The following is a 25335-nucleotide window of genomic DNA, read 5'->3' as shown; positions in this document are numbered from 1 at the left end:
CTTTGTATTGGGGGACTAGTTGACGATAAAGGTTCCAGAATGTTGATTATTTTCATCGTCAATAAGCCTGTATTTATAAACTCCTTTTTTTAATTGAAGAGCATTGTATTGTACTTTTTTAGAAGAAGAAGAATTTGTATTAATTTTCTGAGCATCTACAATTCTACCCATTAAATTATATACATTAATTTGAATATATTTAGCTACTTTAGGTAACTGTATTGTTGTAGAATTTGTAAAAGGATTTGGATAGTTTAATAATTTTTCGCTAAGCTCTTTTGTAAAACTTTCCTCATTTAAATTATTGTTTAGAGTAAATGCTATCTTATTTATATCTAAACTAAAAGGCTTATAATATGTGTAATCACCTATTACTGAAAATACTATTGTTTTAATACTTGAAACCATAACCTTCTTCCCCGCATCATCTACAAAATCTAACAATGAAATGGTATATGTTTTCTCTGCTGAATTTTCAGGAATCGTATATCGTAACCTATGCTCCCAGTCTCTATTTTCATTCGTCATAATAACGACTTCTACCGGTTCATTATTTTTAATATTGAAATTTATAAAATTATACCCCTCAACACTTAAACTTTCATTTCTAGGTAAAAGGTGTCTAAATAAATTAATATTTCCTTTTACTTCTCCTATTACCTTTACGCTCCTATCCACTTCATAAATAGCATCATCTTCTTCTCTTTCAGATAAGTTTACTTCAAAATTAGAAACCGTTACATACTCTTTCAAATAATCTAAACCCCAAGGTCCATCTGCCACGTATAAAGCATCTTTTTGCTTAGAAGAAGTTGTTTCTAAATAAAAACCAATATCAAATAAAACACCTGTTTCTATAGATAATACTTCATTATAGTTTCCTGAAAGTGAAAAAACATTGGCTGCTTTAATATGTGCTGTTAATTCTGTTTCGGCAATATTACCAACAAAATTAACTGACTTTTCTTGTGTTCTATTTACAATATTTAGGTTTAGAATACCATTAACATAGCTACCAGATTTAACAAAAACATTTGGTAAAACACTTGTTTCTAAGGTACTTTTTAATCCATCTTTAGATGAATGTTTGTCTATAATAAAATTTGCTATTGATAAAACTTGAGAAAAGGATGTTCCAAAAATTATATAGTTATGATAATTACCAGTTGGGTATTGGTCTATATTCCAGAAACTAAATAATTCATTTTCTTTTGTATCAACTCTAATAGAAAAGCGTAATGTATATGTAATTTGACCAGAAACACTACTTATTTTAGATTTAATTACTTGATGCTCTTTTACAAGTATAGTACTAATACTATCTAAACGATCATTATTTAATCTGTCATAAATAATTTTTGAATGATCATAAACAACTCCATCCGATTTGGTTGCTATAACAGAAGATACTTTATTTTTACCCTGATAATAACTTACGGAAAAAGTCTCTTTAATATTTAAATTTTCAGAGAGTCCTTTAGGTTTAAAAACAAATGCCGTTTCTGTATGATTACTTCCTGTTTCTGGTAAATAATCTATTAAAGCATTTGTTATATTACTTTTAGATAATTGACTCTTATTAAACCTTACGCCTTCTCCAACACCAAATCCATCGGCTTTGTTTGTTTGAGCGTTTAAGTTTGTAGCTACTATAAAAGTAGAAATTAGCAATAAATTTTTTATGATATATTTCATTATACCACAAAAATAAGCACTAACTAAAGTAAAATTATTGAATTTTAGCCACTTACACTTTAACTATAGATGAATGGTAAGGCTTGTTTAGATAAATAATTAAAGTAAATCTAATCTTTTCATCAATTCTGGTCGTTTAGACCTACTAACAGGAATAACGTCTTTCTTTATTAAGACACTATTGTCTTCAATATCTATAATTTTTTTAATATTGATAATATAAGAACGATGTATTTTAAGGAATAGAGAATCTGGTAGTTTTTCTTCAATTTTCTTAAGAGTAGAATGTACTTTATAATCTTTTGTTTCTGTTTTTATTTTAATATAATCTCCTTTGGCTTCTATTAAATAAATACTAGGTAAATCTATTTTTATCAATCTACGATCTATGTTTACGTAAAAATCGTTTTCAATATCTATGGGTTTAGAAGTTTCTTTTTTTACTTCATTTGATGCTAAATTTTTTCTTTCAGCTTTATCAATTGCTTTTTTAAAACGAGGTAACTCTACCGGTTTTAATAAATAATCTACAATAAAGTCATACTCAAAAGCTTCTATAGCAAATTTAGGATCTGAAGTAGTTAAAATAATTTTTGGTGGGTTTTTTAAACTTTTAATAAAATCTAAACCACTAAAATTAGGCATATGAATATCTAAAAAGATTAAGTCTACCTTATTCTCATTCAAATACTTTATTGCTTCTATGGCACTTGGAAACTCTTCTAAAAGGTTTAAAGAATCTATTTCATTGCATAAGGTTTTAATTATAACCCTTGCCATTTTTTCATCATCAATAATAATACAATTCATAAAACTTATATAGTTTCTATATACGCCGTAATTGTTTTTAAAATCTTCTCAAAATCTTCTTCCTTCTCTAAACTTAGTTCTCGAAGATTATGTTCAAACTCATTAGCAATTTCGTAGCTCTTTTCGAGACCTAAAATACTAATTTTATGTTTAAGTTTATGAACATTTTCTTCAATTTTTTTAAACTCTTTATTTTCTAAGCTGTTATAGTAATCTTTTTTCTCTTCTGGAAACTCTGTTTTAATTACTTTTATTAACTCTGCTTTAATAGAATCATCGCCTCTTGCTAATTGTTCTATATATTCTAAATTTGGTTGCTCCATGGTTATTTTTTTAAACTAAAATAAAAAGTAGAACCTACTTTTGGTGTAGATTCTATAGAAATTTCACCTTTATATAGCTCAATTACTTTTTTAACAATCGATAATCCAATTCCAGATGAGCTATAATCGTCCTCTAATTTTTGGAATGTAACAAATATTTTATCAAAATATCTTTCTTCAATACCTATTCCATTATCTTTAATATAGAAATTCCAGAAGTCTTCTTCTTCTTTAAAACCAATTTCAACTATAATATTTTCTTTATTGTTAAATTTTATAGCATTATCTATTAAGTGAGAAAATAACTTTTCAAGTCTGTATTCATCTCCTTTAATAGTTGGCAATTTTTTTGGAATAATAAAAGTAACATTCTCTTTTTTATCAATATCTTGTATAATTGTATCAACTAAAGCAGCTAAACTTATATCTATTAAATCACTATAAGCATTACCTATTGATGAATATTGTAAAATTCCTTTTACAATAATATCCATTCTTTCTACATTTTCTTTAATAAGTTCTAGCTTTTCATTTCCACTTTCATCTATAAGATCTAAATAGTCTTCCTGTAACCAAGTTGTTAAGGCTTCTACACTTTGTAAAGGAGTTCTTAAATCATGAGAAAACATTTGTGTGTACTCTTTTAATTCTTGATTTTGATGTTCTAAATTCTTTAAAAGGATATCTTTTTGTTGATTGATACGTATTATTTCTCTTGTCTGATTATCAATAAAATCTACCAATTTTAAAGAATCTGAATTCTCCATTGGACGATCATCTTTTAAATCATAAAACTGTAATTTATCGATTACACTTTCTAATTTTGAAATTATATTTTTCTGAGAGTCAGACTCTTCTCTTAATTGTTCATTAGCACTATACAGTTCGTCTGAACTGAATTTAGTTGCTCTTTGCAACATTAAAAACTGTTCTTCTGAAATACTGTAAGATTTATCTATAGCCTCTAAGAATTGGTCTAATTCTTTGTTAGACTGTAATTCTTTGGGAAGAAATTTTCTTATTTGTCTTTTTAATAGAGAATTCATTACTCGCTTATTAATGTAACTGTCATGGTTTGGTTGTGTAATTGACAACTATTTTCTCCAATAAAAGGCGCTATTTCGCCATAAGAATACAACCCTGTTATCGTTGCAGTATCACCAACAACTTCTATTACCTCTTCTACTTCTTCTTCTACTCTTTGGTCTAAAACTAATTTTCTACCAATACAACTTACTAAAATTGCTAATTCTGGTTTCTTCTTTCTAAATTCTAAAGCACTTACAGCTGCTTTTTCTGCTGCATTTACAATGTTATCTACATTAGTCATCATTAATTGCACTTTAGTATCTTCTACAATATCACCCGCTAAAATCATAGAATTCTCTTCTTCGTCTATATTTAATATACTTCGCACAATTGTATTAGTACCATCTTCAGATTTTACATTTAGAGGATATAACAATGCTGCTCCTGGCAATTCTTTAGATTTTTCTCCTAAGTATTTCTTATACAAATCTAAAGCCGGTAAATTATCTAATTCATATAAAATATTCCCTTTAGATTTGGTGACCACTCTTTCTGGTCCAAAAGGAGTCCAACCGCCATTAATAGAAAAAGTAATTTCTAAGGTTTCTCCATACAATCCTATAGCCACCATTTCTCCTGGTTTAGGGTTTTCGTTGTAAGAAGAAATTGTTTTTTCAAATCGTGCATCATCTCCACACAAAGCACCTGTAATTAACAAGTTATTGTCTGTAGCGGCATTCATTCCTCTCGTTAATTGGCTACCGTTTATAAAACTTCCTTCAGAAAGTACAAAAACGTGTTTTAAACCTTCTTTTGGCAACTGACTTATTAAGTCTTTACCTATAGCAAAACTATCAATTTTGTGGTTTGGATCTGCGTTTAAAATATTTGCTGTTTTTATAACAAAAGTACTTTTTTCGAATTCAATAGCTGTAATTGTTATGGTTTCATCATCTATAGATTCTGATGAAATATCTCCACAAGCAGAACCAAACACAATATGACCATCTTTAAATAAGTCTCTAACCTCATCAAGAATAGTTTCTTCTTCTAATAAATATCGATTACCAAAAACAAGAACTAACGGTGCTATTAAATCTATTTTTTCTGATAAATATTTCCAATCAGTATTTTTATACTTTTTAAGTTGTACAGTTTTCATTTAATTCTTTTTTATGGTGAAGTAAAAAGTAGTACCAATGTTTGGTTCACTTTCTAACCAGATTTTTCCTTCGTGTAAATCAATTATTTTTCTAACAATAGATAATCCTATTCCTGTAGAATCTTCCCTTTTATTTAACGAAGTAAACACTTCAAATATTTTACTATGATATTTTTTTTCTATACCTATACCATTATCTTTTACAGAGAATTGATGAAAGCTTCCTTTGTCTGTGTAATCTATTTCTACAAGACCTATTTCTTTATCACAAAATTTAATAGCATTACTTATAAAATTTTGAAATAATTGATGAAACTTGGTTTTATCTCCTCTAACGATTGGTAATTTATGAATTACATTTACAGATATATTTTCTGGAATAAATAAAAACTTTTTTAAATTAGACAACGTAATATTTAAGTCTACATCTTCATCTTCTGTAACAGCAGTACCAGCACTTGAGTATTCTAAAACATCAGAAATTAATTTTTCCATGGTTTCTAATGTGGTATTTAACAGATCGAAGTTTTGAAGTGTTATTTCATCAAATTTACCTTCGTTATCTAATTTTATCCAAGTAACTAATGCATCTATACTTCTTAGCGGAGATTTTAAATCGTGCGAAACAATATGCGCATACTCATGCAATTCTGTATTTCTTTTTTCTAACTCTTTTAAAATTTGTTCCTTTTGAAATTGCAATCTTTTAAATTTAGTGATATCTAAATTTAATGCTATTGACCCCACATTTTCTCCAAACAAATTATAATTAGGTGCAGCACTTACCAACCAATATTTAATTTCTCCCTTTTTATTTTTAGTTTTTAATTCATAAGAAGAAGACTCTCCATTAAGACGTTTTACTTTTTGATCATTTATAATATCTAAATCTCCGTTAAATGTAAAAATATCACGTCCTACTTTTCCTATTAACTCTTCTTTAGCATAACCAGACATTTCTATAAAACTTTGATTAACCATCGAAATTTGCTCCTCCTTATTAATCTCTACGAGCCCTAAATTCATATTAGCAATTATGCTGCTATATTTCTCTTTTTCTACTTCTAAGCTTAAACTGTATTTTTTTTCTAGGGTAATATCTCTAAACGTCCATAAATAGCCTTTTAATTTATCTCCAATAAAAATAGGTGTATAATTTCTTTCGAGAATTATACCGTCTATCATTTCTAATTGTTCGCCAAAAACAGGTTTTTTATTAGCTACTATTTCATCCATTCTTTCTACAAAAGTAGATGATTCTTTAAATAAAACTTTATTTTGCTCTGATGCCATTTTACAATCCATCCCCTTTAAATCTTTGGGTAGCGCATCTATTTTAAATAATTCACAAAATTTGGTATTGGATAATATTATTTTTCTATTTTCATCTTCTAAAATAATACCACTATTTAAATTTAAGACAAGTGCAGCTAATCTATTTTCAGATTCAATAATTAAATCTTCGGAAGCTTTTTGTTTTGTAATATCTCTAACAATACCTTGTGCAGCAACAGCTTTATTTTCTTTATTATAAATAAGTGTTGCATTTACTTGTAGCCATTTTACTTCTTTACTTTTGGTATAAACTCTAGAAGTATATCTATTAAAAAATCCTTTTTCGTATAAATCTTTAAAAGCATTATAGGTATATTCAATATCATCTTGGTATACAATATCAGTTAAATTAAACTTTTCTTTTTCTATATCATACCCAAAAAGGTCTACAGCAATTTCATTCATCTGTAAAACATTACCAAACAGATCCATAACTAAATATGCATCATTAATGTTTTTAAAAACTCCTTCTAGTGTAGATGATTTCTCATTTAAAAGTTCTTCTAATTCTTGAGATTTAGAATATAGTTCTCTAGATTTATCTTCAAGGATTTTTTCTGCCGCTTTCCTTGCAGCTTTTTCACGTTTTAGAGCGCGTTGTAATATTCCTATTTGATCTTGATTTTCTTTTAGGGGAATAGTCATTTTTTACTTCTTTTACGGTATAGCACATAAATTTAATTTATTTTCTGCTTAAAAAAAAATTTTTGTAGAAAATAGACCTATTTAAATTTTATTAACAATAAACCTTACTTCTGTACCATCTTCTTTAATTTTTTCTAAAACGATAGATGCTTTAGTATTAAAATGCTCAAAAGTTTTATTCATTAAGCCTAATCCAAAATGATGCATTGCTCTACTAGATTTATAAATCATAATTATAGAGTTATCCGTTTTTTCTTCTACAATAAATGTAGGCAGTTCTGCATCTGGATATATTTTTTGAACTTCTACATGTATATGATTTTCAATAGATGCTAACATTTCTATAGGGTCTTTATACGTTGCCAAAAGACCTGGGTAACTTCTTTCTATCAATCCGAAAAAGTGTTCTGCATAAACTAAAAGTAAATCATCTGTAGAAATACCTGTATTACCACTTAAATTAGTAACCAATTGTAGCATTTCAGAAAAACTATAGGTGCCAATTGATGTATATACCCCTTCTGATTCTAATTTAGATTGAGAAATAATTTTATCTACCATCTCTAAACCAAACTTTTCTTCTACTAAATCTAAAAACTCTGTAAAAACGACTCCCTTCATATTAATATTTTTTTAATTCATTTATGCTCCAATAAGATAATACGGCTTCAATCTTTTTAACATAATCATCATATTTTAAAGGCTTTAAAACGTAACCAGAAACCCCTATTTTATAACATTCTTCTAGATCTTTTTGATTATCTGAAGTGGTTAAAATAACAGTAGGTATATGTTGTATCTCTTTATTATTTTTTAAGATTGATAAAAATTCTATACCACTCATTTTTGGCATGTTTAAATCTAATAAAATTAAATCAGGAAAGTTACTTTTATCTTGTAAAATTTCTAATGCTTCTTCACCATTTTTAGCTTCTTGCATAGTGTGTTCTAATTTTAACAATGAAAGTGTTCTTTTCATTTTCATAATTTCAATTAGATTATCTTCAATCAATAATACTTTTAAATTCTTAGCCATTTTAGGAGGTTTTACGTTTATTTTATACAAATTTAAGATTATTAATTAGAGTTATCTATCGATGGTTGGTCAAAAAGGATTAGGTGTAGATGAAATGCAAAAAAGTATAGACCATATTAAATTGTAAAGACAAAAAAAAGCTCCAACTTTTCAGCTGGAGCTTTTTTGTATAAAATAGTTTAGACTATTTTCTTACTGCTTTTACAATAGCTAAAGCTGCTCTCACATCTTTTTCTAATTTCGCATAATCTTTATTTGCTATAATTTCTTTAGAAATTAATTTAGATCCCATTCCAACACAAGTTACACCTGCATCAAACCAACCTTTTAAATTTTCTTCTGTTGGAGAAACTCCACCTGTTGGCATAACGCTTGTCCAAGGTTGAGGCCCTTTAACTCCTTTTACAAATTGAGGTCCATAAATATCACCAGGGAATAATTTAACGATTTCACATCCTAATTCTTCTGCTCTAGTAATTTCTGTTAAGGTACCACAACCAGGAGACCATAAAACTTTTTTACGGTTACATGCAATTGCAATATCTTCTCTTAAAACAGGAGTTACAACAAAGTTTGCTCCTAATGCCATGTATAATGATGCTGCACCTGCATCTGTTACAGAACCTACACCCATTATCATACCTGGTAATTCTGCAATAGCATATTTTGTTAACTCACCAAAAACTTCGTGAGCAAAATCTCCACGAGCTGTAAACTCCATTAAACGAGCTCCACCATCGTAACATGCTTTTAATACTTTTTTACTTAATTCTATGTCGTTATGAAAAAATAAAGGAATCATTCCTGTTTCTTTCATTACTTGTGCTACTTCTAATCTTGAAAATTGTGCCATTTTTTTAATGTTTATTTGTGTAATCGTTTATTTGTGTATTTGTTTGATCGTGTAATTGTTGAATTGTACTTGAATGTTAAAGTTACACAATTTAGCAATTAAACCCTTAAACAATTTTAACTCCAGTTTAATATTTTTTTGAAATCATACACTTCAGGATTTGAAACATACTTTTTTGCATTTTCATAATCCTTTTCTTTTAAGAAGAATAAGTTTTCTATGAATAATTGTGCCATATCAGAATTGATATCTACTAATCTTGGTGGAATTTTACCATTTTCATCTTCAAAATCTTTTAGATATAAAGGTGAAATATCTCCATTAGAATTAGCACTTACAATACAACCTGTAACACCTTGATCAAATAATTTTTTAACTCCAATACCTAATAAAGTACATAAGGTTAAATCGAAAGCAATAGGATTACAACATCTTAATTCATAACCAAGCTCTACGGGTCTAGATTTAATTTCTAATCCAATTTCTTTTAACTTAACTTGTAGTAAATAATTAAATATATGAGATTTACTAACATTCCCTAATTCTGGATGTCCATGATCATCATAGGTGAAATTAATTCCAGAATTAATAATTTCCTCTTCTTCCATGAAGTGAAAAACACCTTCACTAATTAAAGCGACTCCGTATTCCACACCCATAATTTTACATTTTACAATAGAAGAAATAATCATATTGATTAACTTCTGGAATGTAATAGTTGTTTTGTTGAACATTTCTGGAATAATCACCATCTGAAAATGACATGCCGAAGCAATTCCAAATGCTAAATGCCCTGCAGAACGTCCCATTGCAGACATTACAAACCAATTTTCACTGGTTCTAGCATCTTCATAAACCGTATTACCAATACGTACACCTTCATCTTTTGCTGTATGAAAACCAAATGTTGGGTTTCTATCTGGCAAAGGTAAATCGTTATCTATTGTTTTTGGTACATGAATATGTCTAACATCTAATTCTTGCTCCTTTAAATATTTGGTTAATCTATTTGCAGTAGAAGCGGTATCGTCTCCACCAATAGTAACCAATAACTTTACATTATTTTTTTTGAAAAAATCTGCCTTAAAATCACTGTCTTTTGGTTTAAATCTGCTCATTATAAGACTAGATCCACCACGACTAAAAATACGATCTGCACGATGAAAATCGAAAATTTCCAATTCAGGATTTTCAGAAAGCAACCCTTGGTATCCATGATGCACACCAATAACCTTATAACCATCTTTCATAAAGGTTTTAGCCACAGTACTAATAACGGTATTAATACCAGGGGCAGGTCCGCCTCCACACATAATAGCTATAGATTTTTTCATGTTTTATTGTAAATGTTTAAAAATATATAATTGTTTTAATCGTGTAATTATTTTTAGCAGTTAAACGCTTAAACAATTACACGATTAAACATTTTTATCTTGCTACTCTTCCAGATGCATCACCACCCATAAGTTTGTTTACCTCTGCAACAGTAACTAAGTTAGCATCACCTTTAATAGTGTGTTTTAAACAAGATGCAGCAACTGCAAAGTCTAAAGCATTTTGATCGTTATCTGGGTAAGTTAATAATCCGTAGATTAAACCTCCCATAAAAGAATCTCCACCACCTACTCTATCTACGATATCTGTAATTTGGTATTGACGCGTTTCTAACATTTGTTTTCCATCATATAAAACTCCTGCCCATGTATTATGAGATGCAGAAACAGAACCTCTTAAAGTAGTAATTACTTTTTTAGCTCTTGGAAATTTCTCCATCATTTGCTGACAAACAGATAAAAAAGCTTCTGCTTTAACATCATGTCCTGCTGTTTGAACTGCAGCACCATCAGGCTTAATACCAAAGTGCATTTCTGCATCTTCTTCATTTCCTAAAATGATATCACAATAAGACGTTAATTCTGTCATGATTGTTTCTCTATGCGCAGCATCACAGAAATTCCATAATTTTGCACGGTAGTTTAAATCTGTAGAAATAGTAATTCCTTTTGCACTTGCCACTTTTAAAGCTTCTAAAGTTACATCTGCAGCTCCTTGAGAAATTGCAGGGATAATACCAGTCCAATGAAACCATTCACATCCTTCAAAAACTGCATCCCAATCAATCATTCCAGATTCAATTTCTGCAATAGCAGAATGCGCTCTGTCATAAACCACTTTAGATCCTCTAGATACAGCACCAGTTTCTAAGAAATAAATTCCTAAACGGTCTCCACCATACACAATCTTATCTACACCAACACCTCTTTTACGCATTTCCATCATTGCACACTCACCAATATCATTCTTTGGTAAACGTGTTACAAAATCTACATCTATTCCGTAGTTTGCTAATGATACTGCTACATTAGATTCTCCACCACCGTAAACAGCGTCAAAATTATTTGCTTGTGAAAATCTTAAAAATCCTTGAGGAGCTAATCTTAACATGATCTCTCCGAATGTTACTACTTTTGCCATTTTAATCCTTTTTTAATATTATAGTTAATTGGTTAAACGTTTAAGCAGATTCTAAAAATAAAATCAAAAGGAAAGAATTGAACTATCGTTTTGATTATAATTAATATCGAATTATATTTGCTTAATCGATTAAGCAAATATATAAAAAAAATTATTATCAAAAAGAAAACTACCATAAAAGATATTGCCAATGTTTTAAACATCTCTGCAGCTGCTGTTTCTAAAGCGCTACACAATGATGATAGAATAAGCGAAAAGACTAAGAAAGCTGTTAGGCAGGTTGCTGAAAATTTAAATTATCAGCCTAATCATCTGGCAAGTGCTCTTAGAAGTGGAAAAAGTAAATTAGTGGGTGTTATTGTTCCTAGAACAAATAGCAATTTTTTTTCATCTGTAATTCAGAATATAGAGGAAGTTTTAAATAAGGAAGGTTATAGTATCATTATTACACAATCTAACGAGTCTTTTAAAAAAGAATGTGCTAGCATAGACACCTTATTATTTACACAAGTAGATGGTATTATCGCGTCTATGGCAAACGAAACTGTAGATTTAACGTATTTTGAAAAAATTAAAAAAGCAAGTATCCCTTTAATTCTGTTTGATAGAGGAGAAAATGATTTAAATGTAGATTATATTGGTATTGATGATTATAATAGCAGTCATATAATAGTAGAGCACCTTGTTAAAAAAGGATGTAAAAGAATTGCACACATTGGTGGATATAAACATACTAGAATTTTTAACAATAGAATTAGAGGTTATATTGATGCCTTAAAAAAGAATAAATTACCTTTAAATGATGAGTTATTAATAGAAGGAAGCCTTACAATAGAGGATGGAAGAGAAAAAATGATACAGCTTTTATCTTTAAAAAATAGACCAGATGCTGTTTATGTAGCAAGTGATTATGCTGCTTTAGGAGCTTTACAAGTATTAAAAGAAAATAATATTAAAATACCAGATGAAATTGCCTTAGTAGGTTTTGGTAACGAACCCTTTACCTCTATGACAACACCAACTATAACGAGTATAGACCAGCATAGTGCAGAAATAGGACAACAGGCTGCTTTTGCTTTCTTAGCGCACGCAAAAACAAAAGTTGTTAAACAAACTTTTACCAAAAGAATATTAGATGTTGCACTTATAGAAAGAGATTCTTCTAACCGGTAATACGCCTACCTTTTCTTTACATTAGAATAGAAACTTTTTCCTATTTTTGATATGTCTATAAATAACACCAACTACTTTAAATGAAACAACTAATTATTTTATTATTATTAATTATTGCTTGTACCATTGGATATGGAAAATATAAACAATACAAAAGGTACAACTCACCAAATGTGGATTATAAAACCACTAAAAAAATAGACACGGAATACCACAATCAAGAAGTGGTATTGAATTATTATAAAGCTATTGAAAACACTAACAGTTTTATAAAAATGGAATGGACAGCTAATGATATAGATGTTAGAAGTCCAGAAGATGATTCTGAAAAAACCAAATTAGCCGTTAAAAATTATGCCGAAAAACTTGCCACTATTAAATATTATGAGAGCAAATTAGAAAAATCTTTCCTTTTAAAAGCAAAAGGTTTGTCTAATGAAGAAATACAATTTTTAGAAAAAACAGGAACCAGCTATAAGGCTTACCAAGAATCATTAGTGAATACCAAAATTAAAAGTATGTTTAATGCCAATATAAAAATGAATTATGGCCATAAAAATGCTTTGATATTTGAAATTCAAAAACAATTAAATAAAAAAGGTTTCGAGGTTTCTTTAGATGGTGCATACAAAACTGAAACGCTTAATGCAATTAAAACATTTGAAGAAAAAAACAACTTGTTTGCGGATGGAGTTCTAGATGTTTTAACTATAGATGCCTTGTTTGAATAAAAAAAGAATTCTAAAAAGGGAGTTTTTTATCAATCTAAATTTATTCTAGATTCTTATATAGATTTCACTTCTATAAGTTGAGATACTGAAACAAGTTCAGTATGCCAAGATTAAATCCCTTTTAGACAGCCTCTTTATCCTTATTTTTTAACCTTCTTAGCTTTATTAGGTTGTTTTTTAATTGCCTTTACTTTCTTCTTCTTTGGCATTTTACCTTTTATTCTATCTTTTTCAATGACAATATCTGCCATAAATTCTGAATTAAATGTATGCTCTTTTGCTAATTTTATAAAGGTTAAGGCTGTTTTATAGTCTTTTAATTGCTCATTTAAAATGGCTTTTTTTAGATATAAAATGGCTTTATCAGATCCTTTTACGGTTAATGCAAAATCTATAAAATCTTCAGCTTCTTTATAATCTTCATTCCATAAAAGTGTATTTATATAAGGTGTATACACTTCAAAAGCATGAATGTTTTCTGCCAAAGCTTGTTTAAAATATACGATGGCTTCTTCATACTTATACAACTTTTCTGCATAAACACGCCCCATTAGCGTTAAGGCCATTGTATTTTTATCGTCATAAGACAACGCAAAATTTAAGGCTTCCATTACCTCTTCTAAATCGAAAGGATAGCTCTCTAAAGCTTTAAAAATATAATTATTTACCAATGTTCCCATATCTTTTTCTTTATTTCTCATTGTTAGAGAAACGAAGTAAATCTTACCGTTTAATAAGATTACTTTACGTTCTTTACAAACGACAAAGTTATTCTAATTGTTTTATTAAATCGTATTTAAGTTGATTTCTCTTTTTCTTAAATAATTATTCTCTTGAATTTGTGAAATTTTATTCAATAAATCTATTTGTTTTTGGCTTATAAAATTTGCCCACAGACAAGCTTGCGTTAGGGATTGTAGCATTTGTTTGAGCTCTTTTTTCTTTTTCAGAAAAAAAGCGAGTGCGGAAAGCCCGTTAAAACGCCCAAAAACTAAAGTTTCTCTAACAAGATAATATCAAAATCTGAATTTACTATTACTTTTCCGTCTTTAACTTCTACCTCTTGGTTAGCATAAAAATCATTCAATTTCTCTCCATTTTTAAATAATGATGAAACTTGTATTTCTTTAATTCCTTTCTGTAAATTGATACCAATAATAATTTTATCATTATTTCTAACTCTAGAAAAAACCACTCCGTTTTCTTTAGAAATAAGTGCATGCTTCCCTGCTCCTACCGCTGGATGATTGGCTCTAAACTGACCTAATTTTTGCCAATGTTTTAAAATTTTCTGCGTTTTAGCTTTCGATTGAATGTCATTCCAATTCATAAAAGAACGTAAAGTTGCATCGCCCTCAGTGCCTTCTATGGTTAAATCTCTTGCAGATTCATCACCATAATACACTTGAGAAGTTCCGGGAGTTAGCAACAACATTGTGGCTGTTTTGTATGGCATTATTCTATCTTTATCAAAAGGTTGCCCATCGTCATGAGAGGTTAGATAATTTAAGACGCCATACCCTTTTAAATCTGTATGTAAAAGCGAATCATATTTTTGAAAAACGGCTGTTTCTGGCATTTGCTTCACATTCCATTTTAACTCAAAATTGATTAAACTATTAAAAGCATTGTCAAAATAGTTAATTTTTTTCTCACCAAGATTAAAAGATTTTCCATCTGAAATGGTGTAATTATACACTTCACCTACTAAATAAAAGTTATTTTCATCTAAAACTTTATCCGGATTATTTTTTTTATAAATAGCAAAAGCAGCATCGCATTCTTGCTTAAATTCTTGCCAAACAGACTCTTCTGTATGCTTTACAGTATCTACTCTGTAACCATCAATTCCGAATTCTGTAATATAATCTGTTAACCATTTTATGATGTAAAAACGTGGCGCTCTTGGATGTCCTGTTCTGGTAAAGAAAGCATCTAATTCTTTTACTTCTTGCTCGTAACGTCCTTCTGCTTTCCATTTTTTAACCAATTGACTTGGCAATTCTACAGCCTCATTACTTTCTGTTTTTATGTCTGGTAAATTTTTTACCAACGTACAAGAAATGGTATGTTCATAAGAATCATACGTACAGGGCGGACCAGTTCTTACCCAATCTGAAGGCCAAACCGGATCTTTATCCGTAACCGGACCTGTGTGATTGATAACCGCATCTAATAAAACGCGAATGCCATTTTTATGTGCAATTACTACCAATTCTTTTAAATCTTCTTTAGTCCCAAAATTTGGGTCAATCTTTGTCCAATCTTTAGCCCAATAGCCATGAAAACCATAAGACAAACCGGTTCCTTCATCAGTACCTCCATGAATTTGCTCTACAATTGGCGTCATCCAAATGGCATTGATTCCTAATTTTGTAAAATATCCTTCTTTTATTTTCTGAGTAATTCCTTTGATATCTCCACCTTTAAAACCACGTAATTTTCCGGTTTCTTTGGTTCTATTAAAATTGATATCATTGGTGGTATCTCCGTTATTAAAACGGTCTGTCAACAAAAAATAAATGTTTGCTCCTTCCCAAACAAATTCTTTTTTTACGGTTTGTTTTGCTATTTTTTCTGTTGATGAATTTTCTTTACAACTAAAAATAGTTACTAAAAGGAATAGGAAAAGTATTTTTTTCATGGATAGATTATGTATTTATACCTACAAGGTTTTTGAAACCTTGCAGGATATTTGAAAGGTATTGTAGTCTTTTAGAATTATTCTTTCAGCTTTAAAATAAATGACTCTAGTGGTTTTACATCAACCCTTACTCTCGCCTCTCCATTTTCTACTTTTAAAGTTGATGAATACGTTTTATACAATTGATCTTCCACTTTATATTCACCGTCTTTTAGTTTCCATTTTGCAATAATATCTTGTGGTACACCTAACTCAAAACCATAAGTATCATGTGCATTAAAATTAGAAACTATAATTAATTTTTCATTTTCACTCCAACGTACAAAAGACAAAACTCTTTCATTATACCACTCTGTATTTCCTCTATTAAAATGATGAATGTCTTGGTAATCGCCCATTAAGGCATCACTTTTAATGGTGAAATTTAATAAGCGTTTGTGAAAATCTCTTAAAGATTTTTCTTGATCCGTAGATTGACCTCCATCAAATTTCTTATTATTCACCCATCTTTGAAGCGTTGGCACACCAATATAATCGAAAATTGAGGTTCTAGACTCAGTTCCAAATCCTGTATTTTCTGCTGCTGGTTCCCCAAATTCTTGTCCGAAATAAATCATTGTAGGCGAAGTAGAAATTGTAGCAGAAACTACCATAGCTGGTTTTGCTTTTAAAGCATCTCCTGCAAACTCTGGACTTGCAATTCTTTGTTCATCATGGTTTTCTAAGAAGTGTAACATATTATGCTCTATATCTCTTAAATCTTCTTGAATTCCAGGAATGTAATCTGTTTTTCCATGCCCTTGCATTATGTGCTTAATGGTATCATATAACTGTACTTTGTCATACAAATAATCCATTTTACCTAAACGAATGTAGTTTCTATATTCATTTGGGTTATACACTTCTGCCAATAAAAAAGCATCTGGATTTTTCATTTTAATAGCAGAATTCATATAACTCCAAAACTCTACAGGCACCATTTCTGCCATGTCATATCTAAATCCGTCTATTCCTTTTGCCGTCCAATACAAAGCAATATCTCTAAATTTAATCCAAGAGCTAGGTACTTTTTTATCTTGCCAAAACTCGAAATGTTTTTTGTAATCTTCGTTTTCAAATCCGTTTGGCAATTCATCAAAATCTTTTCTTCCGTCTGGAGAAACACCATAATTTACTTTTACCGTTTCATACCAATCGTTAAAATGAGGTTTTGCTGCACGAGATCCATTTCCTGTCCATTTTGCAGGGTTTTCAACATATTTATGATCAGACAACCTATTTTTTTCTCCGCCTAACGGTGCATATCCATTTAAGAAATCTGGCACTTGAAACGCTTCATTTGGTACATAATAAAAATTATTATCTACATCATATTCCACTGTTTTATCATCATCTGCCCCAAAATCTTTGGTCCCTTTAGGATTTGATAAACTTTGATAATTTCTTGCAACATGGTTTGGTACAATATCAATAATTACTTTTAATCCATTTTTATGAGAACGGGCTACTAAAGCCTCAAATTCTTCTAATCTGTTGGCTACGTTTACGGCTAAATCTGGATTTACATTGTAATAATCTTTCACTGCATACGGAGAACCTGCTCTACCTTTTACAATATCTGGATCATCATTAGAAATGCCAAACTTTGTATAATCTCTAATTACATCATGATGCGGAACACCTGTATACCAAATATGAGTAACCCCTAAATCTTTAATTTCAGACAAGGCTTTATCTGTAAAATCGTTGAATTTACCCACACCATTTTCTTCAATTGTTCCCCAAGGTTTATTCGTGGTGTTTGTATTACCAAACAAACGTGTAAATACCTGATAAACTACTTCCTTTTTCTTTTTTGATGCACTTTTCATGTCGTTTTTTGATTTTTTTTCTGTTGAACAACCAATTACCAATAGTAAAATTAAAACGGATAAAACGCTATTTATTTTTCTCATAATTGATTATTATTTTAATGCTATTTTTACTCTTAATTCTTTCTTAGTATTCCATTTTAAAGGAATTGTAAGTGTATTTTTTTCTAATGAAAATTGTTTTTCTTTTCCATCGATTTTTATCTTTTTAGGATTCCAATTGATACTATGTATGATTAATTTAATTTCTTTTTCTGATGAATTCCAATTAGCACCTAACTCTGCTTCTAAATCAATTTCTAACCAACGTTTTGTTATTTCAGATTCAAAGGTTAGAATTTCATATGCTCCTTTCTCAAAAGCATTAGAAAGTAAACCATTGTCATTATACATTGAACCCTCACTTTTTTGCACTGATGCATCGTAATAATAATGAAGATCTAAAACATCACCTATATAATCATCTGTTGTTTGAACAATTTTTGTCATCGGAATAAATGCACCTCCTCTTACATAGGTAGGAATCGTTTCTTCATTTAACTGAACAGTTTTTGTTTGTCCTCCCTCAACTTTTTCGTCCGTATAAAAATTAAACCAATTGGCTGTTTTAGGAAAATAAATTTCTTTTGTTTTTACAGCATCTTTTAATATTGGCGTAATTAAAAAGTCTTTTCCCCACATGTATGTTGTTGAATTACTCATCAACTTTTCATCATCTTCTTCAAAGAAAATAGGTCGCATTAAAGGTGTTCCTTTTTGATTATTTTCAAAAGCCACATTGTAATTATAAGGCAATAATTTGTAGCGTAATTCAATTGCTTTTTTAGCTAATTCCTTGGCGCTATCACTTCTAAAAACAGGTTCACTAGCAACTCCTTCTTGCGCATGCGGTCTAAAAATAGGTTGAAAAACACCATATTGCAGCCAACGTGTGTATAAATTATCGTCTAAATTATCTCCGGCAAATCCGCCTAAATCAGAATGCATATACCCCAAACCTTGCATGCCCATTTGTAAGGCAATTTCTGGTTGAGATTGCAATCCGCCCCAAGTTCTATTTACATCTCCAGACCAAGGAATCATACCAAAACGTTGCGAACCTGAAGAACCTGCACGCATTAAAATAAACGGTCTTTCTTGCGGAAATTCCTTTTGATATCCTTCAAAAATTAAACGCGCCCAATCATGTCCATAAATATTATGAATTTCATCTGCTTTTTTATTCTGGAAATTTACCCAAGACGGCAATACTTCTGGTTCTCCTAAATCTCCCCAAAGTCCTTTTGCTCCAAGATTTATAAGTTCTTTATAAATGTTCCAAAACCACTCTTTTCCTTCCTTTTTGTAAATATCTACAATACCTGTATTACCAAAATAGAAATCATATTTAGCTGAATTTCCTATGGAATCTGTTGCTAAAACTTCTTTTTCTTCAGCTTCATTCCACTTTTTAGAAGTGGATAAAATAAAAGGTTCTGTAATTAAAACAGTTTTAATTCCCTTGTCTTTAAGCCTAGAAATCATTGCTTTAATATCAGGAAAAGAGTCTTTGTAAACCTCAAGATTCCCCATGGTGCCTTGCAACTCTTTTCCAAACCAATACAAATCTAAAATCACGGCATCTACTGGTATTTTTTCTTCTTGAAATTTAGCTATGGTAGCTTCTGTTTCTCGCTGAGAATGATACCCAAATCTACTTGAAAAATTTCCTAAAGTCCAACGTGCAGGCAAAGGTTGTTTTCCTGTTAAAGTGGTATAATTATTCACCAAATCTTCCCAAGAATCCCCTACAACAACTTGATAAGTTTTTCGTCCAGAAATAGTTTCATACGTTAAGGAATTGTCTTTTTTACTATCTAAATCTAAATAACCAATGGGTGCATTATCAAAATGCAGCATGTATTTTTTTGATGAAATTACCAACGGAATTGTAAAGTTCATTAACTCTGCATGCGTTTCGTAGCCATATTGCGCTCTGTTATAAAGTGGTAATCTGTAACCTCTTCTATTCATACCTAAAGCTCTTGCTCCAGCTCCATATAAAACTTCCTCAGCAGTTAAATTGAATTCAATTTTTTCTGTTTTTTTAGCTACAATATTCCCTTTTACCGATTCCAACGGTTGATGTTTGGATTTAAAATATCCTTTTTTCTCTGATGTAATTTCTTTATCCTTATAAAAATAAGAAATTTTAAAAGGTGATTTTTGAATTTTTACGGAAATACCTTTTGAGGAAAAATCAACAAAGTATTCCGATTCTTTTAACTGAACATCTGCCAGATTTGGTTTTAAAACAACCGCATGAGAAGTAGAATTAAATTCTTCTCCTTTTGGAATAAAAGATGTTTCTACAATTTTAGAGTTATAAAATTGAATTTGGTAAATTCCATCATTCACTTCAATTTTCAATAAATTTCCTTTATCAACACTTGCTTTTTTAAAAACTCTTTTAGAGTTTTGAGTAAAAGCAAAAGATGCTATAAACAATAATAAAAAAAGAATGATATAGGTTTTCATATTAATGTGTTTTAAGTCTTTTGGTTTTTGTTACAAAAAGGAATACCTGCTTATTTATAACTAAATTTTCGTTGTTAAAATAATACTACCTCTATCGGTTAATTGAATTTCATTTCCCCATACAAACTCTTCGTCTGTAATAATATTTTTTACTGTTTTTCCTTTCATTCCAACCTCTTCAAATCGGTTTAAATCAACCGTAATAGGTTCTTTATTTTTATTGATAATATGCACTACGGTTTCATCATCTTTTATTCTAAACAAGAAATAAACACCCATTAAAGGCGCAAAATGTATTGTTTTTCCATCATGAATGGCTGCACTATTTTTACGATAGTTTAAAAGCTTTTTAATAAAAGATTGCATGTCTTTTTGGTATTCATTTAACCCTTCTCCAGTAAAAGCATTTACAACATCATCTGTCCAACCTCCAGGGAAATCACTTCTAATTAAACCATGATCTCCTGGATTTGCAGAATCGCTCATTAAAATTTCTGTACCATAATATATTTGTGGAATTCTAGGCAAAGTCAACATATAACTTAAACCCATTTTCACTTTATAAAGATCTTCCCATAGTTCTGTATATATCCGAGTTTTATCATGGTTATCTAAAAAAACTAGAATATCTTTTGGAGTTGTATAATGAAAATCATTTGCTAAACCTTCATACAATTTTACTAACCCTTGATCCCAAGATTCTTCATCATTTAAACCTTCTACAATAGCTTTTTGCATCGGAAAATCCATAGGTGATTTTAAGTTAGACTCATAACCATCTTTATTACAAGCTCCTCGTTGCCAATAACCAACAATTAAGGGGTTGTAACTCCATTCTTCTCCAACGATAGAAAAATTAGGGTATTCATGCATAATAGCACCTGCCCAATTACTCATAAAGGCTTTATCTGGATATGGATAGGTATCTTGTCTAATACCGCCTAACCCCAACGTTTCTATCCACCAGATACTATTTTGAATAATATATTTGGCTAAAAATGGATTCCGTTGGTTTAAATCTGGCATTTTAGGTGAAAACCACCCTTCATTATTCCCTTTTACATCAGCCTTTGCGGCATATATATCTTGATTTGTAGTTCTTCTATGATTAGATCCTATATTGGTTTCATTATTCCAATTATTAATATTCTCTTCATAGTTTTTTTGATTGTTTAACCAATCATCAAAAGGTAAATCCTCCATCCACCAATGGCCAATACCACAATGATTGGCAACTTGATCCATGATTAATTTCATATTTTTTTCTCTTAACTTATCAGCTAATTTTTTATATTCTGATAAATTACCAAAACGAGAATCTACTGTATAGAAATCTGTAATTGCATAGCCATGATAAGAACTTTCTGCCATATCATTTATTAACACTGGCGTTGGCCAAACAGCTGTAAATCCTAAGTCGTAAATATAATCTACATGATTTATGATTCCTTGTATATCACCACCGTGGCGCTTATAATTATCAGAACGATCTATATCTGTTTCTTTTAATGCTAAATTAATGTTATTAGAATCATCTCCATTTGCAAAACGATCTGGTGTAATTAAATAAATAGCATCAGAACTGTTAAAACCAATATAATCTTCCGCGTTTTTCTCTCTTGATTTTAACTCATACGTATGCGTTTTTTTTGCTCCATCAGTAAAATTAAAATCAATATTAAATACACCTGGATTTGTAGATTTATCAATGATTAAATCAATAAATAAATAATTGTTACTTCTAGCTTTGTTAACTTTTTCAATAGAAACCCCTTCGTAAGAAATGGAAGGTGTTGCAAACCCAATATTTTCTTCTTTAACTAATAATTGTAGTGAAGTATCCTTAAAACCAATAAACCAATTTGGTGGCTCTACTCTTTCAATTTCTTTTATTACTGCTGTAATTTCTTTAGTAACCTCCATTTTTTTTTGTTCTCGTTTTTGGCATGAAAACAAAAATACGATAACAAAAATTATAAGAACAGTTAAAAGGATGTATTTTAATAGTTTCATTTTATCCTATTTAAACCTCAAAGGTTTTAAAAACCTTTGAGGTTTGCTTTGTTACTATTTATTCAAGTTCTTCAAAATTATCACTTTGTTCATTTTCATAATGAACATGAATAAAATTATCTTTATCATCAAATAATACAATTACTTCTTCTCTCTTTAAAATTGTTGGTTTTGATGATAAAATAGATTTATAAGATGAATATAAATATTCTTGATAATTATCTGTAAAACCATGTTTAAGAGGATTTAAATGAATATATAAAATTACATTTCTTAAATAATTTAAATCCGTAATTCTATTACGTTTAAATCTAACTTTAAACAAACTTCCTTCTCTGTTGTACTTTTTATTTATAGCTTTTGTATAAGCATTAAATAAGTTAGAAAAAGGTTGAGATAACTTATCTAAATTTATTTTATTAATTAATGATAACTCTTCTCTTGACTTTATTTTAATCAATAAATGAAAATGATTTTTCAACAAACAGTACACATATACATCTGCAATTGGTGAAATATGCTTTTTTACTAAATTTAAAAAATGTGAATAATTACTATCTTCAACAAATAAATTTTCTTTATTATTTCCTCTATTATAAATATGGTAAAAATGGTCTGGTTCTAAAACATCATATTTTTCCATATTTTTAATTCGATTATTATGTAAACCTCAAAGGTTTTAAAAACCTTTGAGGTTCGTATTTATATTTAGTTATTTGGTGACACAGTTACTTGTTCTCCATCAACCAAAATATCTATTGCTTCTTTTCCTGCTAAAATAAATTCAGTTCCTTTTTGAGAAACATTTACTGTAATTACTTGATGTCTAAAATTCACTTTAAATGAATATGCTTTCCATCCCTTAGGAATTTTAGGCGCAAAAGAAAGCGTGTTATTTTTTACTCTCATTCCTCCAAAACCTTCTACAATACTCATCCAAGTTCCTGCCATAGAAGTAATATGTAACCCTTCTTCTACTTCGTGATTATAATCGTCTAAATCTAAACGAGAAGTACGTAAATAGAACGTATACGCCTGGTCCATTCTGTCTAATTTTGCAGCCTGAATACTGTGTACACAAGGAGACAATGAACTTTCATGTACTGTAAATGGTTCGTAAAAATCGAAATGACGTTCTAATTCTTCCGTAGAAAAATCATCTTCGAACATATAAAAACCTTGTAAAGTATCGGCTTGTTTTATGTACGGAGAACGTAAAATTCTGTCCCAACTCCATTTTTGGTTTATTGGTCTCTGGCTTTTATCTAAATTGGCAACCGTAATTAATTCTTTATCTAAGAAACCATCTTGTTGCAAATACACCTTGTTTTTTTCTGAATATGGGAAATACATTCCATCAGCAACACTTTTCCATTTCACCAATTCTTCATCCGTGAAATTAACTTTTTCTTTTATTCTGATGTAATCAGAAACATGATCCGTTTTTACAGTTTCGATATTTTCTAACGCATAATTAATACACCATTTAGCAATGTAATTCGTGTAAAAATTATTGTTGATGTTATTCTCATATTCATTAGGACCTGTAACACCCAAAATCATGAATTTGTTTTTATCCGAAGAAAAAGTGGCTCTTTGTTGCCAAAAACGTGCAATACCAATTAAAACTTCCAATCCTTTTTCTGGAATGTAAGAATAATCATTTGTAAATCTATAATAGTTATAAATAGCAAAAGCGATGGCTCCATTTCTATGAATTTCTTCGAAAGTAATTTCCCATTCGTTGTGGCATTCTTCACCATTCATGGTTACCATTGGATACAACGCAGCTCCATTAGTAAAACCTAACTTTCCGGCATTTTCAATCGCTTTATCTAAATGATTGTACCTGTATTCTAACAAGGTCCTTGCAACAGATTGGTCTTTGGTTGCCATATAAAAAGGAATACAATATGCTTCTGTATCCCAATAAGTACTTCCTCCGTATTTTTCTCCTGTAAACCCTTTCGGACCAATATTTAAACTAGCATCTGTACCTAAATACGTTTGATTTAATTGAAAAATATTAAAACGGATTCCTTGTTGCGCTTTTACATCTCCTTCTATGGTAATGTCGCTCATGCTCCAGATTTGTGCCCAAGATTCCTTTTGTTTTTCTAATAAAACATCAAAACCAAAACTAACAGCTTTGTCTAAAGCTACTTTTGCAGCAGCAACTAATCCTTCTTTAGCATGATCTCTATCCACCACATAACCACCAAATTTATGAATGGTAAATGTTTGATTTTCTTTAATATCTTGTTGATATGTAGAAGAAATTAAGTTAGAAGTTTGCTCACTTTTACCACTCACCTCAACTTCTTTATTATCTATAAAAAAACGAGATTCCATAAAAGTACACGTATAAAAATGTGTTTTCATGGTTCTTGCCTCAATATAAGATTGTTGGTTATTTTGAGAAACTTTTAAAACATCCCAAAACTGATCATCCCAATTGGTATCTTCATTGGTAATTCCTGCATCTATATAAGGAATATATGTAATTTTAGCATCGGAATTTAACAAAGTAATATTGTAACTTATAGCACCAATCTCATCGATTTCTAGACTTAAAAAACGTTTTGTAGCAACATTAATTTTGATTCCGTTTTGTAAAACAGCTTCAAAACTTCTAGACAAACAACCTTCTTGCATGTTTAACTCTCTCTTAAATTTAGAAACCTCTTTACAGGTGTTTAAATCTAATTTTTCCTCATTGATAAGTACGTTAATTCCAATCCAATTTGGTGCATTCAATACCTTTGCAAAATACTCTGGATATCCATTTTTCCACCATCCAACACGTGTTTTATCTGGGTAATAAACACCACCAATATAACTCCCTTGAAAAGTTTCTCCTGAGTAATTTTCTTCAAAATTTGCTCTTTGTCCCATGGCGCCATTACCAATACTGAACAAGCTTTCTGATGATTTTACTTTCTCTGAATTAAAGCCTTCTTCTATAATAGACCATTCGTTTGGTATGATATAATCTTGATTCATTTTGTTTTTTTAAGATATAA

20 protein-coding genes are annotated in these 25335 nt (G+C 29.8%); 2 read left to right on the top strand and 18 right to left on the bottom strand.

Translation table 11 applies throughout. The annotated features are described in order from the left end of the window. Window positions 1-15: 15 nt before the first annotated feature. From MPF19_RS09180 to MPF19_RS09130, 11 genes are all read right to left on the bottom strand, one after another. Window positions 16-1695, bottom strand: coding sequence for a T9SS type A sorting domain-containing protein (locus MPF19_RS09180; RefSeq protein WP_249987905.1), 1680 nt, complete (start codon window positions 1693-1695; stop codon window positions 16-18). A 99-nt stretch (window positions 1696-1794) separates the two neighbouring features. Then, window positions 1795-2505, bottom strand: coding sequence for a LytR/AlgR family response regulator transcription factor (locus tag MPF19_RS09175; RefSeq protein ID WP_249987904.1), 711 nt, complete (start codon window positions 2503-2505; stop codon window positions 1795-1797). Window positions 2506-2510: 5 nt separating this feature from the next. Beyond that, window positions 2511-2828, bottom strand: coding sequence for an Hpt domain-containing protein (locus MPF19_RS09170; RefSeq protein ID WP_203392192.1), 318 nt, complete (start codon window positions 2826-2828; stop codon window positions 2511-2513). Between the two features lie 2 nt (window positions 2829-2830). Next, the gene (locus MPF19_RS09165) at window positions 2831-3874 is read right to left on the bottom strand and encodes a sensor histidine kinase (RefSeq protein WP_203392191.1); all 1044 of its coding nucleotides are present in this window, start codon (window positions 3872-3874) and stop codon (window positions 2831-2833) included. Then, window positions 3874-5019, bottom strand: a complete 1146-nt coding sequence (locus MPF19_RS09160; protein WP_249987902.1) for an FIST signal transduction protein — start codon at window positions 5017-5019, stop codon at window positions 3874-3876. The genes MPF19_RS09165 and MPF19_RS09160 overlap by 1 nt, the downstream gene beginning before the upstream one ends. Next, window positions 5020-6999, bottom strand: a complete 1980-nt coding sequence (locus tag MPF19_RS09155) for a PAS domain-containing sensor histidine kinase (RefSeq protein ID WP_249987900.1) — start codon at window positions 6997-6999, stop codon at window positions 5020-5022. It abuts the gene before it with no gap. Between the two features lie 81 nt (window positions 7000-7080). Then, window positions 7081-7620 (bottom strand): heme NO-binding domain-containing protein, encoded by a 540-nt coding sequence (locus tag MPF19_RS09150; protein ID WP_203392188.1) that lies wholly within the window; start codon window positions 7618-7620, stop codon window positions 7081-7083. Window position 7621: 1 nt separating this feature from the next. Beyond that, a complete protein-coding gene (locus tag MPF19_RS09145) occupies window positions 7622-8035 on the bottom strand; it encodes a response regulator (RefSeq protein ID WP_203392187.1) in 414 nt (137 codons plus the stop codon). A gap of 184 nt (window positions 8036-8219) precedes the next feature. Next, window positions 8220-8888 (bottom strand): bifunctional 4-hydroxy-2-oxoglutarate aldolase/2-dehydro-3-deoxy-phosphogluconate aldolase, encoded by a 669-nt coding sequence (locus MPF19_RS09140; RefSeq protein WP_203392186.1) that lies wholly within the window; start codon window positions 8886-8888, stop codon window positions 8220-8222. A gap of 116 nt (window positions 8889-9004) precedes the next feature. Beyond that, window positions 9005-10222, bottom strand: coding sequence for a 6-phosphofructokinase (locus MPF19_RS09135; protein ID WP_203392185.1), 1218 nt, complete (start codon window positions 10220-10222; stop codon window positions 9005-9007). Window positions 10223-10316: 94 nt separating this feature from the next. Then, window positions 10317-11363, bottom strand: coding sequence for a sugar kinase (locus tag MPF19_RS09130; RefSeq protein ID WP_203392184.1), 1047 nt, complete (start codon window positions 11361-11363; stop codon window positions 10317-10319). Between the two features lie 153 nt (window positions 11364-11516). On the opposite strand from MPF19_RS09130, the gene MPF19_RS09125 reads away from it, so the two are divergent. Next, window positions 11517-12536, top strand: a complete 1020-nt coding sequence (locus MPF19_RS09125) for a LacI family DNA-binding transcriptional regulator (RefSeq protein ID WP_502925150.1) — start codon at window positions 11517-11519, stop codon at window positions 12534-12536. An 80-nt stretch (window positions 12537-12616) separates the two neighbouring features. Continuing rightward, window positions 12617-13267, top strand: coding sequence for a peptidoglycan-binding domain-containing protein (locus MPF19_RS09120; RefSeq protein ID WP_203392183.1), 651 nt, complete (start codon window positions 12617-12619; stop codon window positions 13265-13267). 140 nt (window positions 13268-13407) lie between these two features. Here the strand turns inward: MPF19_RS09120 and MPF19_RS09115 are convergent, their stop codons facing one another. The 7 genes from MPF19_RS09115 to mdxK all read right to left on the bottom strand — a co-directional run bounded on the left by MPF19_RS09115 (window position 13408) and on the right by mdxK (window position 25315). Beyond that, window positions 13408-13968: a tetratricopeptide repeat protein gene (locus MPF19_RS09115; RefSeq protein WP_249987898.1), complete on the bottom strand. Its 561-nt coding sequence runs from the start codon at window positions 13966-13968 to the stop codon at window positions 13408-13410. A 290-nt stretch (window positions 13969-14258) separates the two neighbouring features. Next, complete coding sequence (locus MPF19_RS09110) at window positions 14259-15911, bottom strand: alpha-amylase family glycosyl hydrolase (protein WP_249987896.1); 1653 nt, start codon at window positions 15909-15911, stop codon at window positions 14259-14261. 77 nt (window positions 15912-15988) lie between these two features. Further along, entirely contained in the window at window positions 15989-17866 is a 1878-nt protein-coding gene (locus tag MPF19_RS09105; protein ID WP_249987894.1) for an alpha-amylase family glycosyl hydrolase, read from the bottom strand. 9 nt (window positions 17867-17875) lie between these two features. Further along, window positions 17876-20299, bottom strand: coding sequence for a TIM-barrel domain-containing protein (locus MPF19_RS09100; protein WP_249987892.1), 2424 nt, complete (start codon window positions 20297-20299; stop codon window positions 17876-17878). 60 nt (window positions 20300-20359) lie between these two features. Then, the gene (locus MPF19_RS09095) at window positions 20360-22222 is read right to left on the bottom strand and encodes a glycoside hydrolase family 13 protein (RefSeq protein ID WP_249987890.1); all 1863 of its coding nucleotides are present in this window, start codon (window positions 22220-22222) and stop codon (window positions 20360-20362) included. A 148-nt stretch (window positions 22223-22370) separates the two neighbouring features. After that, on the bottom strand, window positions 22371-22955 hold the full coding sequence (locus MPF19_RS09090) for a transposase (protein WP_203392178.1): 585 nt from the start codon (window positions 22953-22955) through the stop codon (window positions 22371-22373). Window positions 22956-23020: 65 nt separating this feature from the next. Then, window positions 23021-25315, bottom strand: coding sequence for a maltose phosphorylase MdxK (mdxK, locus tag MPF19_RS09085; protein ID WP_249987888.1), 2295 nt, complete (start codon window positions 25313-25315; stop codon window positions 23021-23023). Window positions 25316-25335 lie beyond the last annotated feature (20 nt).

The organism is Polaribacter sp. Z014 (genome assembly GCF_023555435.1).
Classification (GTDB): Bacteria; Bacteroidota; Bacteroidia; order Flavobacteriales; family Flavobacteriaceae; genus Polaribacter.
This window is presented reverse-complemented; position numbering and strand designations above follow the sequence as displayed.